Below are 14,436 nucleotides of genomic sequence, written 5' to 3'. Positions count from 1 at the left end.
TGCGACGCCGCTCACCCGGACCCCGTACCCTTTTAGGGTGGCACTACACCTCTATGACACCGCGACCCGGAGCGTGCGGGAATTCCACCCCGCCCGTAGCGGAACGGCGTCCATGTACGTGTGTGGTGCCACCGTGCAGGGCGTACCCCATATCGGCCACGTCCGCGGCGCGCTGAACTACGACGTCCTGCGCCGCTGGCTCGTCCACAGTGGACTCGACGTGCTGATGGTCCGCAACGTCACCGACATCGACGACAAGATCCTCACCAAGGCCGCAGACGCGGATCGTCCCTGGTGGGAGTGGGCGGCCACGCACGAGCGCGCCTTCGAGTCGGCGTACGAGTCGCTGGGCTGCCTGCCGCCTTCGATCGCCCCGCGGGCGACAGGGCATGTCACGCAGATGGTCGAGTTGATGCAGCGGCTGATCGACGGCGGGCACGCGTACGCCTCGGGCGGCGACGTGTACTTCTCGGTCAAGGCGTTCGACGGCTACGGCGACCTGTCCGGACAGAAGCTCGACGAGGTCCAGCAGGGCGAGAGCCTCGGCGAGGGCAAGCGCGACCCGCGCGACTTCACGCTGTGGAAGAGCGCGAAGCCGGGTGAACCGTCGTGGCCGACGCCCTGGGGTCCCGGCCGTCCCGGCTGGCACCTCGAATGCTCGGCGATGGCGACGACGTACCTCGGTGCCGAGTTCGACATCCACGGCGGCGGCGTCGACCTGGTCTTCCCGCACCACGAGAACGAGCGGGCGCAGTCCAACGCCGCCGGTGACCCGTTCGCGCGGTTTTGGCTGCACAACGCCTGGGTGACCCTGTCCGGCGAGAAGATGTCGAAGTCGCTGGGCAACACGGTCTCGATCCCGGAGATGCTCAAGAACTACCGGGCGCCCGAACTGCGGTACTACCTGGTCCAGCCGCATTACCGGTCGACGATCGAGTACTCCGACGGAGCACTCGCCGAAGCCGCGCAGGGCTACCGAAGGATCGAACAGTTCCTGCGGCGCACCGCCGGCAGCGTCGGCGCGGTCGGCCTCGGCGAGGTCCCGGCGGAGTTCGCCGCCGCGCTCGACGACGACCTCGCCACCCCGCACGCCTTCGCAGTGCTGCACAACACGGTCCGCGACGGTAACGCGGCCCTCGACGCAGCCGACAGTTCCAAGGCACTCGAACTCGCCGCCTCCGTGCGCGCGATGGTCGACGTGCTCGGCCTCGACCCGCTCTCCGCACGCTGGTCCGAGGCGGGCGGCAATGAGACGCCCACCCGGCAGGCGCTGTCCGAACTCGTGGAAGGGCTGCTCGCCGAACGGCAGCAGGCCCGCGCCGAGAAGGACTTCGCCCGTGCGGACGCCGCGCGTGACCGCCTCCAACAGGCGGGCATCGTGGTGGAAGACACCCCGAACGGTCCACAGTGGACTGTCAAGGACGTCTGACACTTACTCGGTTTCTAGCTCAAGGATTCTCACTGATGGCAGGCAACTCCCGGCGCCAGGGCGCTATTCGCAAGCCCGGCACGAAGAAGGGTCAGGTCGTCGGTTCCGGCGGCCAGCGCCGGAAGGGCCTGGAAGGCAAGGGCCCGACCCCCAAGGCCGAGGACCGGCCCGGGCACAAGGCGTACCGCATCTCGAACGCGCGTGACCGCAAGGAACAGGCGCGGCAGAAGAAGGCGGACAAGCCGGAACTGATCGCCGGCCGCAACCCGGTCGTCGAGGCGCTGCGTGCCGACGTGCCCGCCACCGCGCTGTACGTCGCGGTGAACATCGAGATCGACGACCGCGTCAACGAGGCCGTCCGGCTCGCCGGCGACAAGGGCATCTCGATCCTCGAGATCCCGCGCGAGGAACTCGACCGCAAGACCAACCGGGCCATGCACCAGGGCCTCGGCCTGCAGGTCCCGCCGTTCGAGTACGCGCACCCCGGCGACCTGATGACCGCGGCGCGTGACTCCGGCAACACGCCGCTGTTCGTCGCGCTCGACGGCGTCACCGACCCGCGCAACCTCGGCGCGGTGATCCGCTCGGCCGCCGCGTTCGGCGCCCACGGTGTCCTCCTGCCGGAGCGGCGCAGCGCGGGCATGACCGCGGTGGCGTGGCGGACCAGCGCCGGCACCGCCGCCAAGCTGCCGATCGCCGTCGCGACCAACCTCACCCGCCAGCTGAAGGCGTGGAAGGAAGACGGCCTGATGGTCGTCGGCCTCGACGCGGACGGCTCCGTCGACATCGACGAACTCGACGTCGCGGCGGACCCTCTGGTCATCGTGCTCGGCTCCGAGGGCCGCGGCCTTTCCCGGCTGGTGCGCGAGACGTGCGACGCGACGGTGTCGATCCCGATGGCGGCCGGTGTCGAGTCGCTCAACGCGTCGGTCGCGGCGGGTGTGCTCCTCGCCGAGGTGGCACGCCGTCGTCGTCTCGCGGGACGTGTCTGACCCCGCACTTCGTCACAGTGCGGGGGCCCGCAGGCTAAGGTCACCAGCGGATAACGCGTAACCGCCCTGGGGGACCCCGCACCGATGTCGTTCATTTCGCCGCTGTTCCTGTGGTACTTCATGCCGGCGGTGCTGCTCGCCGTCCTGGTGTGCCCGCGCGGCTGGCGGAACGGCATCGTCGCGGTCGGCAGCCTGATCTTCTACGCCACCGGCGCCGGGCCGTACACGCTGGTGCTGATCGGCTGCATGGTGGTCAACTTCCTGGCCGGGCCCGCGCTGGAACCGAACGCCTGGGACTTGCAGAACAAACGGCGCAAGCGGCTGCTGCTCGGCGTCATCGGCCTCAACGTCGGCATGCTGCTGATCTGGAAGTACGCGGGGTTCGCGACGCAGCAGATCGCGGCCGTGACGCATTGGTTCGGCGGCGGCTTCCCGGTGGCCGACCTGGTGATCCCGATCGGCATCTCGTTCTACACCTTCCACCACATCTCCTACGTGGTGGACATCTACCGAGGTGAACGCCGCGCGCTGCGCGATCCGGTGTCGTTCGCCGCGTACATCGCGATGTTCCCGCAGCTGGTCGCCGGGCCGATCGTGCGGTACCGCGAGATCGCCGACCAGCTGCCGCAGCAACGGTCCCACCGCCTCGACGACATCGCCGCCGGTTTCCCGCGTTTCGCGCTCGGACTGTGCAAGAAGACGATCATCGCGGACTCGCTCAGCCCGATGGTGGACGCGTGTTTCACCACGCCATCGGATCAGATGACCTTCGCGATCGCCTGGCTGGGCGCGATCGGCTACACCCTTCAGCTGTTCTTCGACTTCTCCGGCTACTCCGACATGGCGATCGGGCTCGGCCGCATGCTCGGCTTCCGGCTGCCGGAGAACTTCGCGCGGCCGTACTCGTCGGTGACGATCACCGAGTTCTGGCGACGCTGGCACATGTCGCTGTCGCGCTGGTTCCGCGACTACGTCTACATCCCGCTGGGCGGCAACCGTACCGGCGCCGGGCATACGTACCGGAACCTGTGCATCGTGTTCGTGCTGACCGGGTTCTGGCACGGCGCGCAGTGGACGTTCCTGATCTGGGGCGTCTACCACGGCGCGCTGCTGATCGTGGAACGCGCTTTCGGCTACGACGTCACCCCGAAGACCCAGGCCGCCCGCGTCGGGCGCCGCGCGTTGACCCTCGTGCTCGTCGTCTTCGGCTGGGTGTTCTTCCGCGCCAAGGACCTGCCGCACGCGCTCGGCATGATCGGGCATATGGTGCTGCCGGACTTCACCGGCCTCACCGACGTCGTCGAGGGCGCGGTGACCAACCAGCGGCTGATCATCCTGCTGTGCGCACTCGCGATCGTGTTCCTGCCCGCGCATCCGGTGACCGGGCCGCTGCTGGAGTCCTCACGAAGCCGCCCGGCCACCGCGCTGCGGATCGGGGTGATGACCGCGGGGCTGGTGTACGCGGCCATCCTGATCGCGACCGGCACGTTCAGCCCGTTCCTGTACTACCAGTTCTGAGGGAGCCCCGAACATGACCGAACCGACCGATCTGGCCAAGCTGCCGGGTGTGATCCCCTACGTCGACAACCACGACGGCCCGCGACGGCTGCTGACCATCGACGTACCTCCCGTCAGCATGAACGCGGTGCGCCATTACTTGCCCTTCACGAGCATCGACGGCAGGCAGTACGTGGTCTCGTGGGGCTCGATCAGCTTCGAGATCCCCGCCGACCGCAACGTGCATGTCAGCGTGCATCTTCAGACCAACTACGGGGCCGGGCTGACCTCGACCCCGTACGCCTCGATCGTCCTCGCGCCGCACCCTTCGCCGGTCAGGCTGGCCACTCGGTTCACCGGCGCGGAGGGTTCGCTTCTGCCGGTCGGCTAGCCAGACCGCGTGCCGCGTCGAACACCAGGCGCGAGAACTCCTGACCGCGCACCATCGGCAGGTAGTGCCCCGCCTTGGGGACGTTGACCAGCCTGCCGTCGGCGCAGACGTCGAGGAAGCGGCGCTCGTGGCGCCGGAAGTGGTCGCGTGAGCCGTTGATCAGCCACGTCGGGCCCGGATAGCTGCCCAGCTCTCCGAGCACGTCGAAGTCGGCGAAGGCCTTGGCGACGTCCGGGATCACCTCGGTCGCGATGCCGCCGTCGATCACGGCTCGGGCCAGTTTCGGCGGAAGCATGCTTTCGAACTGCCGTCGGCCGAGTCGCTCCCCCTGGTCCGGCAACCGCGTGAGCAAGCGATGCGCGATGCGGAAGGGTGCCTCCAGGGTCCTGCCGGGCAGGAAGGTCGAGCCCGCGACGACGAGGCCCGCGACGCGTTCCGGATGCCGTGCCGCCGCGGCGATCGCGACGTAACCGCCGAGGGAATGCCCGACGACCAGCGCGCGTTCGTCGATCGCTTCGGCGACCGCGTCCGTTGCCGCGGCCAGGGTGAACCGCACTCCTCGACGAGTGCCGTGCCCCGGGAGATCGACCGCGTTCGCGGGATGTCCGAGCAGTTCGAGTTGCTCGGACCAGGCGGCGCCGCTGAGCCGGATGCCGTGGACGAAGACGACGGGAACCATGGACGACCTCCAAAACGCAACGCACCGTTGCGTTGCAACGTACCCGCGTCCGCGGTACAACGCAACGGTGCGTTGTATTCTTTGCTGGTGACCGTCCGGAACGGACCCCGTAAGGCCGAGGCGATCTTCGCCGCCACCCTCGAACTGCTGGCCGAGCACGGCTACGACAAGCTCGCCGTCGAGGCCGTCGCCGCGCGGTCCGGCGTCAACAAGACGACGCTGTACCGGTGGTGGCCGTCGAAGGACGCCCTTCTGGCGGCCGCCCTGCGCGATTCGGGACTGTTCGCCGTCGACCTCCCCGACACGGGCAGCCTTCGCGGCGATCTCCTCACCGTGGCAACACAAATCCACCGGCTGCTGACCTCGGAGCACACCGCGCCGATCGTCACGGCGACGTTGACCGCCGGCCCCCGCCGCCCGGAACTGGGCGAAGTGTCACGGAGTTTCTTCGCCGACCGGATGGCGCGCGAAGAGCCGATCTTCGAACGCGCCGTCGCCAGAGGTGAACTGCGCCCCGGCGTCGATCCGGTGCTGGTGATGGATCTGCTCGCGGGGGCGATCTGGTTCCGGCTGCTGCTGCGCGGCGGTGAAGCCGGTCCGAAATTTCTCGAAAAGGCTGTCGACACAGTGCTGGGCGGTGCCGCGTGAAAATCACCCTGGAGATCGAATCCGAGCGGCTCGAAGATTATCTCGTCGCCGACGCGGTCGTCGATCACGAGCATCCGCTGATCCGCGAAACGGCTGACCGCCTGGCACCGACCGGCGGCACCGAGGTCGACGTGATTCGTTCGATGTTTCACTTCGTGCGCGACGACATCGCCCATACGGTGGACGCCGCCGATTCTCGCGTCACTCTTATGGCCTCGGAGGTTCTGCGCGAGCGGGTGGGCCTCTGCTACGCGAAGAGCCATCTGCTGGCCGCTTTGCTGCGCAGTCAAGGCATCCCCGCCGGGTTCTGCTATCAGCGGATCGGCGTCCTGCACGGCCTCAACGGCGTGTATCTCGCTGGTCTGGACCGGTGGATCCGGCTCGATCCGAGGGGCAACAAAAATGGCGCGGACGCCCATTTTCGCCTGGAAGATGAGCGGCTCGCGTGGACACTGGACTCCGCGCGAGGCGAGATCGACTTCCCGACGGTGCACACCACACCGTCTTCGGCCGTTGTCGAAACACTCTCGTCGGCGACACCCGGTCCCGCGTGGTACGAAGGAATCCTTCCGTACGCTCCGTGAGTGGTTTTTCCGTGATCCGGCGAAACCTCCGATGCGAAAGCGGTATCGCCGAGCGTCACGCTCGCTGTTGGTACCTTTCCCCCGAATTTCTTATTTCGGCATTGTCACGAGGCGCGTAGAGTAACTCCCCGCACTCGAACAGATACGCAATGCGTTCGTCCGTTCGGGTGCGGATCAAGGAGGTGACCCCCGTGCCCGCGGAAGCCGACCGGCTCCGCCGTACCCCACTGCAAGAGATCTTCTGGACCAGGACGAGTCTGCTGCTCACCGTACTGGTCGTCGTCGCGGGCCTCAGCCTGTGGATCTCCAGCATGATGGATCCCGGCGCCGGTAGAACGCTGCTCACTTCACTGGGCACCGGCACGCTGATCTCCGCGGTGGTCGGCTTCGGCCAGACCCTGATCACCGCCACCGCGTCACAACGCGCGATGGTGACCCCGGTGATCGAGGAAAGCCGCCGAGCGCTGGAAGCGCTCAGCGCCGAATACCGTTCGCTCAACAAGGAGTTCTTCCCCACCCACGTCTTCGAGGCGACCACGGACCCGGATCCGTTGTTCAACCGGATCATGACCGAAGACCTCGACGCGACCCGGCACTACTTCTTCCGCGGGTTTTCCGGCAGGCATGCCGCGGCCCGGTTGCTGTTGTCCCGCACCGAAAGGGAGCTTCGCGTGGTCATCGCCGACCCGCGCGACGAGGGCGCCATCAGCGGCAGGGCGCGGTATCTCCTGCGCAGCGAAGAAGCGGGCATGGACTACGAGACGATCCAAAAGCGGCTCGACGACGAGATCAGCATCGGCCTGGTCGGGCTGTTCCTGGCCCGCAGCCGGTGCTCGCTGGTGGACATCACCGTCGTCGCCGATCCGCCACTGGACCGGCTCGAAGTCTTCGACGAGAGCGTGTGGGTGACCTTGTACAGCGACATCCGCGGCGCGACCACGCTGTATCCGCGAACGCTGCGGTTCAGCGAAGGTTCCTTCCTGTACAACAAGGAACGCTCGGAATTCCTGCGGGTGTCCCAATCCCGGTCCGGACGGCACTTCCGCATCTCCACCTCGACGACGAGGGCGGATTTCCTGGCACTGTACGAAAAGATCACCGGTTCTCCCCTGTCCGAAGAGAACTTCCTCGAACTGGAAGCGAAGTTCCACGCCTTCCGGAAGGAGTTCACCACACTCGCCGAGCTGAACCCCTGACCTCTCGGCGCCGAAAAGCACTAGAACTGAGGAGCTGAAGTTGCTCACTCGTTTGTCCCCCCTCACCCAGCTGGCCGCGTTGCTCCGCACCACGGATCTTCCACTGGCGCAGCATTGGCAAGTCGTCGACGAGATCTTCCGGGATTGGACCTCGAGACCGGATCTGCGCACCGATCTCCGGCGGCATTTGGATTCGCTGAGCCCCGACGAGGCGAGCGCGGTACTCGGACGATCCCGCGAAACGACCACCCACTTCGCCTGGTGCCTGCTCGACTCCCCGACGGATCCGTTTTCGATCTGGCTTCACGAGTACAAGGCACCGGAGGACTGGCGCGAAGGTTACGCCGACTCCGTGCACAACCACAGATATCACTTCTGCACCACACTCCTCCGCGGTAACTATGTCCACGAGCGCTACTCGACCCTGCGAGATCAACTTTCCGGATTGATCACATCGGTTCGGTTACGACGTAGCACGCTGTGTCAGGCGGGGTCGGTAGGCGTCATGTACGCGGACGAGTTCCATCGGATTCCCGAGGCCACCGAAGGGACTATGACGTTTTTGGTGAAATCACGCCCCGTGAGCGAGTTCAGTCTTTCCTATGACCCGAAGACAGGAATCGGGCATCGTCACGTTCCGGTTGAGGTCCGATTGGGGGACCTGGCCGCCCGCATCTAACTACACACCGCCGTCGAAGGCGCATACCATTACTCCACCCGAAAGCGGGATCGGAGAGGTGTATGCGCGCGCGAAAGAGCACGATTCCTTCCCAGACCATCGACGCCGTCGAGCAACGTGTCCGGCAACTGTGCTGGAGATATGCGGACAAACTGCAATTCCACGGCTGGCACCACGTGAGTTTCGTCCGGGCGAAGGCCGCGGGATTCGCCGAGCACAACGGTGCCGATCGCACCGTCGTCGAGGTGGCGGCACTGGTGCACGACGTGAACTACATCGTGCTCCGGAACTCCCCCGCGGCCGCCGGCCGGGATCTCCGGCTGGGCATCCTGCGGGAGTGCGGGGTCGAGGACACCGTGGCGCGGTGGATCGACGACATCGTCGACGAGGCCGAAATGGCCACCCGCGGCCGCCACATCTCGCTGGAGGCGCAAGCGTTGAGCGACGCCGACACGCTGTTCAAGGCGCTGCCGGTGACGCCCGTCGTGCTCGCCCACCGCTACCTGCGGGAGAACGGCCTGAGCCTGCGCGAGCTGGCGCACAAGATCGTCGGCGAGCAGCGGGACGTCCACGACAGTGGCTACTACTTCTACAATCCGAAGGCCGCGGAGACCTACTCCCGGTGGGCGCTGGCGAATCTTCAGCTGTGGCAATGCATCAAGGAAGCCGTCGACGATCCGACGGTCGTCGAGCTCCTGGACGCGGTGCACGCGGTGGACGGTATGGACTTCGAAGCGGAACCGGCGGCCTCCTAAGGCTGCCCGTAGCCGCGGAGTTTCTCCACGACGTGCTCGATCTCGGCCGGCGGGAGCAGGTTCGGCGTTCCCGCCGCCCGCGCCGTCAGCCAGACCCGGCAAACCCATTCGAGCTGCTGGGCGCGGCTGTACGCGGAGCCGAGGCTGTCGCCGAAGGTGATCGTGCCGTGGTTGGCCAGCAGACAGCCCCTACGGCCTGCCAAGGCCTCCAGCATCGCCTTGGCGAGCTCTTCGGTGCCGTACGTCGCGTAGGACGCGACGCGGGCCGTCGGACCGATCGCGGCGAGCATGTAGTGGATCGGCGGCACCTCGTCGACGAGGGTGGAGACGGCCGTGGCGTGCACGGAATGGGTGTGCACCACGGCGGAGACCGCCTTGCCGTCCGGATCCGCCGCTTCCCGGTACACGGTGAGATGCATGGGGAGTTCGCTGGTCGGTTTGAGCGAGCCGTCGACGACCTCGCCGTCGAGGCGGACCACCGGCACGTCTTCCGGCCGGAGCCCGGCGTAGCCGACCCCGGTCGGGGTCACCGCGACCAGATCGCCCCGCCTCGCGGAGACGTTGCCGGACGTGCCGACCACGAGTCCGTCCGCGGTCATCCGGCGGACGAATTCGCAGACCGCCGCGCGTTCTTCGGCCAGGATCATCGGTCAAGGATGACGTATCGGTGCGGGTGGTCGTGAGTGGCGATTCGGGAAGTCCATCATGTACCAGGAGTCGCGCGATCAGGGCGAGGACCGGTGGTCTTGGTGGAGGCCGGCTTCTGCGCGGCCTCCGGTTTGGCGGCTTCGGCGTCGGAGGCGGGCGCCAGCAGCCGGATGGCCTCCTGGACGGCGACGTCCGTGGCGGAAAGCCGTTCGGCGACCTTCGACCGCAGTTCCATCGCGAGCTTCCGGGCCTGCTGAGCCTCGGTCTGCTGAGTCTTCGCGTCGGCGAGGGCCTCCGCGACCTGCTCCTGCTTCGCCGCGATGTCCTCGGCCGAAGCCTTCTCCGACCTGGCGATCTTGTCCGCCGAGGCCTTCTCCGCCTCCGCGCGACGAGCCGCCGAAGCCTCTTCGGCCTTCTTGTCCGCGGCGGCGCGGGTCCGGACACTCTCCATGTCCAGGTCCTTGCGCTTCTGCGCCGCCTCGGCGTTCAGCCGCTCGATCTCGGCCTTGGCGTCCGCGAGCAATTTCTCGCGCTCCGCCTGGGCGTCCTTGGCCGCCTTGTCGATGGCGCGCTGGGTCTCGTGGGCGTACTTGTCCGCTTCGGCCCGCGTCGACTTGGCGTCCGCCTCCGCGGCGGCCTTGAGGTCGGCGATCTCCTCCTCGGCGAGCTGCATCATCATGCGGACGCGCTCGGCCATCGCGCCGGCGCCGGACGGACTCGAGCTCATCCGTACGAGCGCGGCCTTGGTCTCGTCCAGTTCCTTCTGCGCGTGGCCGAGCGCCTTGGTGAGTTCGGCGGCGGTCGCCACGGCCTCGTCGCGGTTGCGCGAGAGCTGTTTGAGTTCGGTCGACAGTTCGGCGAGCCGCTCGTCGACCTGACGCTTGTCGTAGCCGCGGACAGAGCCCGCGAATCGGGGCGATTTCGCTGAGGGCGCCTGAGGCGCCGACTTCTCAGGAGCGACCATGGCGGCCACCTTAATGAGCAGGGGCCAGGCGGGTAGTACCGCCAAACGGCTGCACTCGGCGCACGACCGGTCGATCACATGGCATCCTGCGTTGTTGACAGGTCGTAAGCAGGGAGGCCCGGTTGGACATCTCGGCGATCCTCGACGACATCCGGGACCACTGGCACGTCTACGCCACGATGCCGTTCATCGCCGCGCTCATCGGCTACCTCACCAAACGCGTCGCCATCGAGATGATGTTCCGCCCGCTCGAATTCGTCGGGATCAAACCCTTCCTCGGCTGGCAGGGGGTCATCCCGGCCAACTCGCGCCGGATGGCGGCCACCGCCGTCGACCTGCTGACCAAGAACCTCGTCGATCCGCGGGAGATCTTTTCGCGGCTCGATGCCGACGAGGTGGTCAAGGAACTGGAAGAACCGCTCCTCAAGGCCGTCGAAGACGTCACCCGCGAGGTGATGGAGCAGTACCAGCCCCGGTTGTGGGAGCTGCTGCCGACGCGGGCGCAGCGGATGCTGGTCGACCAGGTCCGGGCGCAGGCGCCGAAGGTCGTCGCGCGGCTGATGCGCGAGGTGTCGACGAACATCGACGAGGTCCTCGACGTCAACGAGATGCTGATCAACGCGATGGTCCGGGACAAATCGCTGACCTGCCGCCTGATCAAGGAGGTCGCGACCCCGGAACTCCGCTTCATCGCCCGGTCCGGGATCTACTTCGGCTTCATCATCGGCCTGGTCCAGTTTGTCGTGTGGGCGCTGACGAAGCAGCCGTTGATCATGCCGATCTTCGGTTTCGTCACGGGGTTCGTCACGGACTGGCTGGCCTTGAAGATGATCTTCTACCCGCGTGAGCCGCGCCGGTTCCTGTTCTTCAGCTGGCAGGGCATGTTCCAGAAACGCCGTCAGGCGGTCGCCCGCGACTACGGCACGTTGATCGCGGACGAGGTCCTCACCGTCCGGAACGTGATGGAGGCCGTGCTCACCGGGCCGAAGTCGGACAAGCTGTTCGCGATGATCACCCGCGAGGTGCGGCGGACCATCGACGCGCAGGCGAGCGTCGCGAAACCGCTGGTGGCGCTGACCGTCGGCGGCAAGCAATACCAGGAGATGAAGCAGGCCGCGGCGGAGAAGGTGATCGCGTACCTCCCCGAAACGGTGAAACACGTGGAGAGTTACGCCACAGGCGCGCTCGACGTGCGCAACACGATCGTCGTGAAGATGCAGCAACTGACCCCGCTCGAGTTCGAGGGGATCCTGCGCCCGGCCTTCCAGCAGGACGAATGGAAACTGATCGCGGTCGGCGCGGTGATCGGCGGGCTCGTGGGTGAACTTCAGGTCCTGCTCATCCTCCATTGAGGACCGGCGGCTAGGTTCCCCTCAAGCGAGACGCGGGAGGGGCTGGAAGTGAACGCCGTCATCGCCGACCTCGGCGAGCACTGGCCGGTGTACGTCACCATGCCGTTCATCGCGGCGTTGATCGGCTACGTCACCAAACGCGTCGCCATCGAGATGATGTTCAAGCCGGTGGAATTCGTCGGCGTCAAACCGTTCCTCGGCTGGCAGGGTGTCCTGCCCGCGAACGCCGAGCGGATGGCCGCCACCGCCACCGAGATGCTGACGAGCAACCTCGTCGACCCGAAGGAGATCTTCGCCAGGCTCGATCCCGCGCAGGTGGCGAAGGAGATCGAACAGCCGCTGCTCCGCGTCGTCGAGGACGTCACCCGCGAGGTGATGGAGCAGTACCAGCCGCGGCTGTGGGAGGTGCTGCCGAACACCGCCCAGCAGCTGCTTCTCAAACGCGTGCAGGCCGAAGCGCCGCGAGCGATCACGAAGATCATGGGCGAGATCGCGGAGAACATCGAGGACGTCCTCGACCTCAAGCACATGGTCGTGACGAACCTGGTGCGCGACAAGGCCTTGCTGAACCGCCTGATCCGCGACATCTCGCGGCCGGAGATGCGGTTCATCGCGCGGTCCGGGATCGTGTTCGGCTTCTCCCTCGGCTGTGTCCAACTGCTCGTGTGGGCACTGACGAAGTCGCCGATCGTGCTGCCGCTGTTCGGTATCGGCATCGGCTGGTTCACCGACTGGATCGCGCTGAAGATGATCTTCCTGCCGCGTGAGCCGAAACGGTTCTTCGGCTTCTACACCTGGCAGGGCGTGTTCCAGAAACGCAAGGACCAGGTGGCCGCCGACTACGGCGACATGATCGCGCGCGAGATCATCACCATCCCGAACCTGCTCGAAGCCGTGCTGAGCGGGCCGAAGTCGGACAAACTGTTCACGATGATCACCCGCGAGGTGCAGCGGACCATCGACGCGCAGGCCAGTGTCGTGAAGCCGTTCGTCGCGATGGCCGTCGGGAGCAGGCGGTTCCAGGAGATGAAGCAGACGGCGGCGGCGAAGGCGGCGGCGCGGATCCCGGAGACGATCCGGCACGCCGAGGCCTACGCGGTCAACGCACTCGACGTCCGGAACACCATTGTGGACAGAATGCGGCGGCTGAACCCGCTCGAATTCGAGCAGTTGCTGCGCCCGGCGTTCCGGCAGGACGAGTGGAAGCTGATCGCCGTCGGCGCGGTGATCGGCGGCCTTGTCGGTGAACTTCAGGTGCTCCTCCTGCTTCACTGACGGGTACCCGATACCGTTTCCCATCCGCCGGAGAACGAGCGAGGAGGTCCCGTGGACGCCGTCCTCGACGACCTCGCCCGGCACTGGTGGCTGTATGCCGCGATCCCGTTCATCGCCGCGCTGATCGGCTACGTCACCAAACGCGTCGCCATCGAGATGATGTTCAAGCCGCTGGAGTTCGTCGGGGTCAAGCCGTTCCTCGGCTGGCAGGGCGTGGTGCCCAAACACGGTGGGCGGATGGCCGCCGTCGCGACCGAGCTGTTGACGTCGAATCTGCTGGACGTCAAAGAGGTCTTCCGCCGGATCGATCCGGCGATCATCACGCGCGAGATCGAGCAGCCGCTGCTGCGGGCCGTGGACGAGGTCGCCCGCGAAGTGCTCGAACAGCACCATCCCAGGCTTTGGGAGGTCATGCCGACGATGGCCCAGGAGCTGCTGATCAAGCAGGTCCAGGCGGCCACCCCTCGGCTGGTGCGCGAGTTCATGGCGGAGCTGACCGAGAACCTCGACGAGGTGCTCGACTTCCAGCACATGACCGTGCAGCGGCTCACCAGGGACAAGAAACTGCTCGTCCGGCTGATCCGCGAGACGTCACGGCCGGAGATGGCGTTCATCGCGCGCACCGGGATCTACTTCGGCTTCGGGCTCGGCGTCGTGCAGGCGATCGTCTGGGCGGCGACGAAGGAACCGTGGGTGCTGCCGATCTTCGGCGGCTGCATCGGGCTGTTCACCGACTGGCTGGCGATCAAGCTGATCTTCGTGCCGCGCGAGCCGGTGCGGCTCGGCCGGGTGATCCTCCAGGGCAAGTTCCAGCGGCGGCGGGCCGAGGTCGCGCACCAGTACGGCGAGATGATCGCGAACGAGATCCTCACCGTGCCGAACCTACTCGACGCGGCGCTGCGCGGGCCGCGGTCGGACCGCTTGTACGCGCTGGTCGAACGGCTCGTGGCGAAAGCCGTCGACGAGCAGGCCAGTGCCGCGCGACCGATGGTGGCACTGGCCGTCGGCGGGCAACGGCTGCAGGTGATCAAGCAGGCGGCCGCGCGGAAGGCGCTGGAGCGCCTGCCGCCGACGATCCGCCACGCCGAGGGCTATCTGACCGAGGCGATGGACGTCGCGAAGATCGTCGAGCGGCGGATGCTCGGGCTGACGCCGCTGGAGTTCGAGGGCCTGTTGCGGCCGGCGTTCCGGCAAGACGAGTGGAAACTCATCGCCGTCGGTGGCGCCATCGGCTTCGTGGTCGGTGAGCTGCAGGTCCTGCTCATGCTCCACTGACTGATCGCCTTCAGCGGGCTAAACGCGATCCGGGCGCGCGAAGTGGGGCGTTCTCACGTGCGGGAGACACGG

The 14,436-nt window shown here is 66.9% G+C and carries 15 protein-coding genes; 12 read left to right on the top strand and 3 right to left on the bottom strand.

Translation table 11 applies throughout. The features are described from left to right. Nucleotides 1–37: 37 nt before the first annotated feature. The 4 genes from cysS to AVL48_RS22455 all read left to right on the top strand — a co-directional run bounded on the left by cysS (nt 38) and on the right by AVL48_RS22455 (nt 4,309). Nucleotides 38–1,429 carry a cysteine--tRNA ligase gene (cysS, locus tag AVL48_RS22470; protein ID WP_061989278.1) on the top strand — a complete coding sequence of 464 codons (1,392 nt, stop codon included), beginning with the start codon at nt 38–40 and terminating at the stop codon, nt 1,427–1,429. Nucleotides 1,430–1,464: 35 nt separating this feature from the next. Continuing rightward, complete coding sequence (gene rlmB, locus AVL48_RS22465) at nt 1,465–2,421, top strand: 23S rRNA (guanosine(2251)-2'-O)-methyltransferase RlmB (RefSeq protein ID WP_061989280.1); 957 nt, start codon at nt 1,465–1,467, stop codon at nt 2,419–2,421. A gap of 84 nt (nt 2,422–2,505) precedes the next feature. Continuing rightward, nucleotides 2,506–3,939, top strand: coding sequence for an MBOAT family O-acyltransferase (locus AVL48_RS22460; protein WP_061989282.1), 1,434 nt, complete (start codon nt 2,506–2,508; stop codon nt 3,937–3,939). A gap of 13 nt (nt 3,940–3,952) precedes the next feature. Then, complete coding sequence (locus tag AVL48_RS22455) at nt 3,953–4,309, top strand: hypothetical protein (protein WP_061989284.1); 357 nt, start codon at nt 3,953–3,955, stop codon at nt 4,307–4,309. Here the strand turns inward: AVL48_RS22455 and AVL48_RS22450 are convergent. After that, nucleotides 4,272–4,988 (bottom strand): alpha/beta fold hydrolase, encoded by a 717-nt coding sequence (locus AVL48_RS22450; RefSeq protein WP_061989285.1) that lies wholly within the window; start codon nt 4,986–4,988, stop codon nt 4,272–4,274. The genes AVL48_RS22455 and AVL48_RS22450 overlap by 38 nt on opposite strands. An 87-nt stretch (nt 4,989–5,075) precedes the next feature. Between AVL48_RS22450 and AVL48_RS22445 the strand changes: the two genes are divergently transcribed. The 5 genes from AVL48_RS22445 (at nt 5,076) to AVL48_RS22425 (ending at nt 8,850) form a co-directional block, all read left to right on the top strand. Beyond that, nucleotides 5,076–5,636 (top strand): TetR/AcrR family transcriptional regulator, encoded by a 561-nt coding sequence (locus tag AVL48_RS22445; RefSeq protein WP_061989375.1) that lies wholly within the window; start codon nt 5,076–5,078, stop codon nt 5,634–5,636. Beyond that, the gene (locus tag AVL48_RS22440) at nt 5,633–6,220 is read left to right on the top strand and encodes a transglutaminase-like domain-containing protein (protein WP_061989287.1); all 588 of its coding nucleotides are present in this window, start codon (nt 5,633–5,635) and stop codon (nt 6,218–6,220) included. Before AVL48_RS22445 ends, AVL48_RS22440 begins: the two co-directional genes overlap by 4 nt. A gap of 149 nt (nt 6,221–6,369) precedes the next feature. Next, nucleotides 6,370–7,416, top strand: coding sequence for a hypothetical protein (locus AVL48_RS22435; RefSeq protein WP_082857724.1), 1,047 nt, complete (start codon nt 6,370–6,372; stop codon nt 7,414–7,416). A 40-nt stretch (nt 7,417–7,456) separates the two neighbouring features. Continuing rightward, entirely contained in the window at nt 7,457–8,095 is a 639-nt protein-coding gene (locus AVL48_RS22430; RefSeq protein WP_061989289.1) for a hypothetical protein, read from the top strand. A 62-nt stretch (nt 8,096–8,157) separates the two neighbouring features. Beyond that, a complete protein-coding gene (locus tag AVL48_RS22425; RefSeq protein WP_061989291.1) occupies nt 8,158–8,850 on the top strand; it encodes an HD domain-containing protein in 693 nt (230 codons plus the stop codon). On the opposite strand, the gene AVL48_RS22420 is transcribed toward AVL48_RS22425, so the two are convergent. Then, on the bottom strand, nt 8,847–9,497 hold the full coding sequence (locus tag AVL48_RS22420) for a class II aldolase/adducin family protein (protein ID WP_061989293.1): 651 nt from the start codon (nt 9,495–9,497) through the stop codon (nt 8,847–8,849). The two genes, AVL48_RS22425 and AVL48_RS22420, sit on opposite strands and share 4 nt — an antisense overlap. Nucleotides 9,498–9,553: 56 nt before the next feature. Next, the gene (locus tag AVL48_RS22415; RefSeq protein WP_061989295.1) at nt 9,554–10,462 is read right to left on the bottom strand and encodes a coiled-coil domain-containing protein; all 909 of its coding nucleotides are present in this window, start codon (nt 10,460–10,462) and stop codon (nt 9,554–9,556) included. A 122-nt stretch (nt 10,463–10,584) separates the two neighbouring features. On the opposite strand from AVL48_RS22415, the gene AVL48_RS22410 reads away from it, so the two are divergent. From AVL48_RS22410 to AVL48_RS22400, 3 genes are read left to right on the top strand one after another with little or no spacing between them, the layout of a single operon-like run. Then, complete coding sequence (locus AVL48_RS22410) at nt 10,585–11,814, top strand: DUF445 domain-containing protein (protein ID WP_061989297.1); 1,230 nt, start codon at nt 10,585–10,587, stop codon at nt 11,812–11,814. Nucleotides 11,815–11,862: 48 nt separating this feature from the next. After that, on the top strand, nt 11,863–13,089 hold the full coding sequence (locus AVL48_RS22405; RefSeq protein ID WP_425266092.1) for a DUF445 domain-containing protein: 1,227 nt from the start codon (nt 11,863–11,865) through the stop codon (nt 13,087–13,089). Nucleotides 13,090–13,140: 51 nt separating this feature from the next. Next, nucleotides 13,141–14,364, top strand: a complete 1,224-nt coding sequence (locus tag AVL48_RS22400) for a DUF445 domain-containing protein (protein ID WP_061989300.1) — start codon at nt 13,141–13,143, stop codon at nt 14,362–14,364. The last annotated feature ends 72 nt before the right edge of the window (nt 14,365–14,436 follow it).

Origin of the sequence: Amycolatopsis regifaucium (genome assembly GCF_001613935.1) — a bacterium.
GTDB classification, from domain to species: domain Bacteria; phylum Actinomycetota; class Actinomycetes; order Mycobacteriales; family Pseudonocardiaceae; genus Amycolatopsis; species Amycolatopsis regifaucium.
Note: the sequence above shows the minus strand (reverse complement) of the source record. Positions and strands in the feature narration are given on the sequence as shown.

Excerpts from the sequence above, each read along its gene's own strand:
- rlmB (WP_061989280.1), top strand. The coding sequence starts at position 1,465 with ATGGCAGGCAACTCCCGGCGCCAGGGCGCTATTCGCAAGCCCGGCACG.
- AVL48_RS22460 (WP_061989282.1), top strand. The coding sequence starts at position 2,506 with ATGTCGTTCATTTCGCCGCTGTTCCTGTGGTACTTCATGCCGGCGGTG.
- AVL48_RS22455 (WP_061989284.1), top strand. The coding sequence starts at position 3,953 with ATGACCGAACCGACCGATCTGGCCAAGCTGCCGGGTGTGATCCCCTAC.
- AVL48_RS22450 (WP_061989285.1), bottom strand. The coding sequence starts at position 4,988 with ATGGTTCCCGTCGTCTTCGTCCACGGCATCCGGCTCAGCGGCGCCGCC.
- AVL48_RS22435 (WP_082857724.1), top strand. The coding sequence starts at position 6,370 with ATGCGTTCGTCCGTTCGGGTGCGGATCAAGGAGGTGACCCCCGTGCCC.
- AVL48_RS22425 (WP_061989291.1), top strand. The coding sequence starts at position 8,158 with ATGCGCGCGCGAAAGAGCACGATTCCTTCCCAGACCATCGACGCCGTC.
- AVL48_RS22420 (WP_061989293.1), bottom strand. The coding sequence starts at position 9,497 with ATGATCCTGGCCGAAGAACGCGCGGCGGTCTGCGAATTCGTCCGCCGG.
- AVL48_RS22415 (WP_061989295.1), bottom strand. The coding sequence starts at position 10,462 with ATGGTCGCTCCTGAGAAGTCGGCGCCTCAGGCGCCCTCAGCGAAATCG.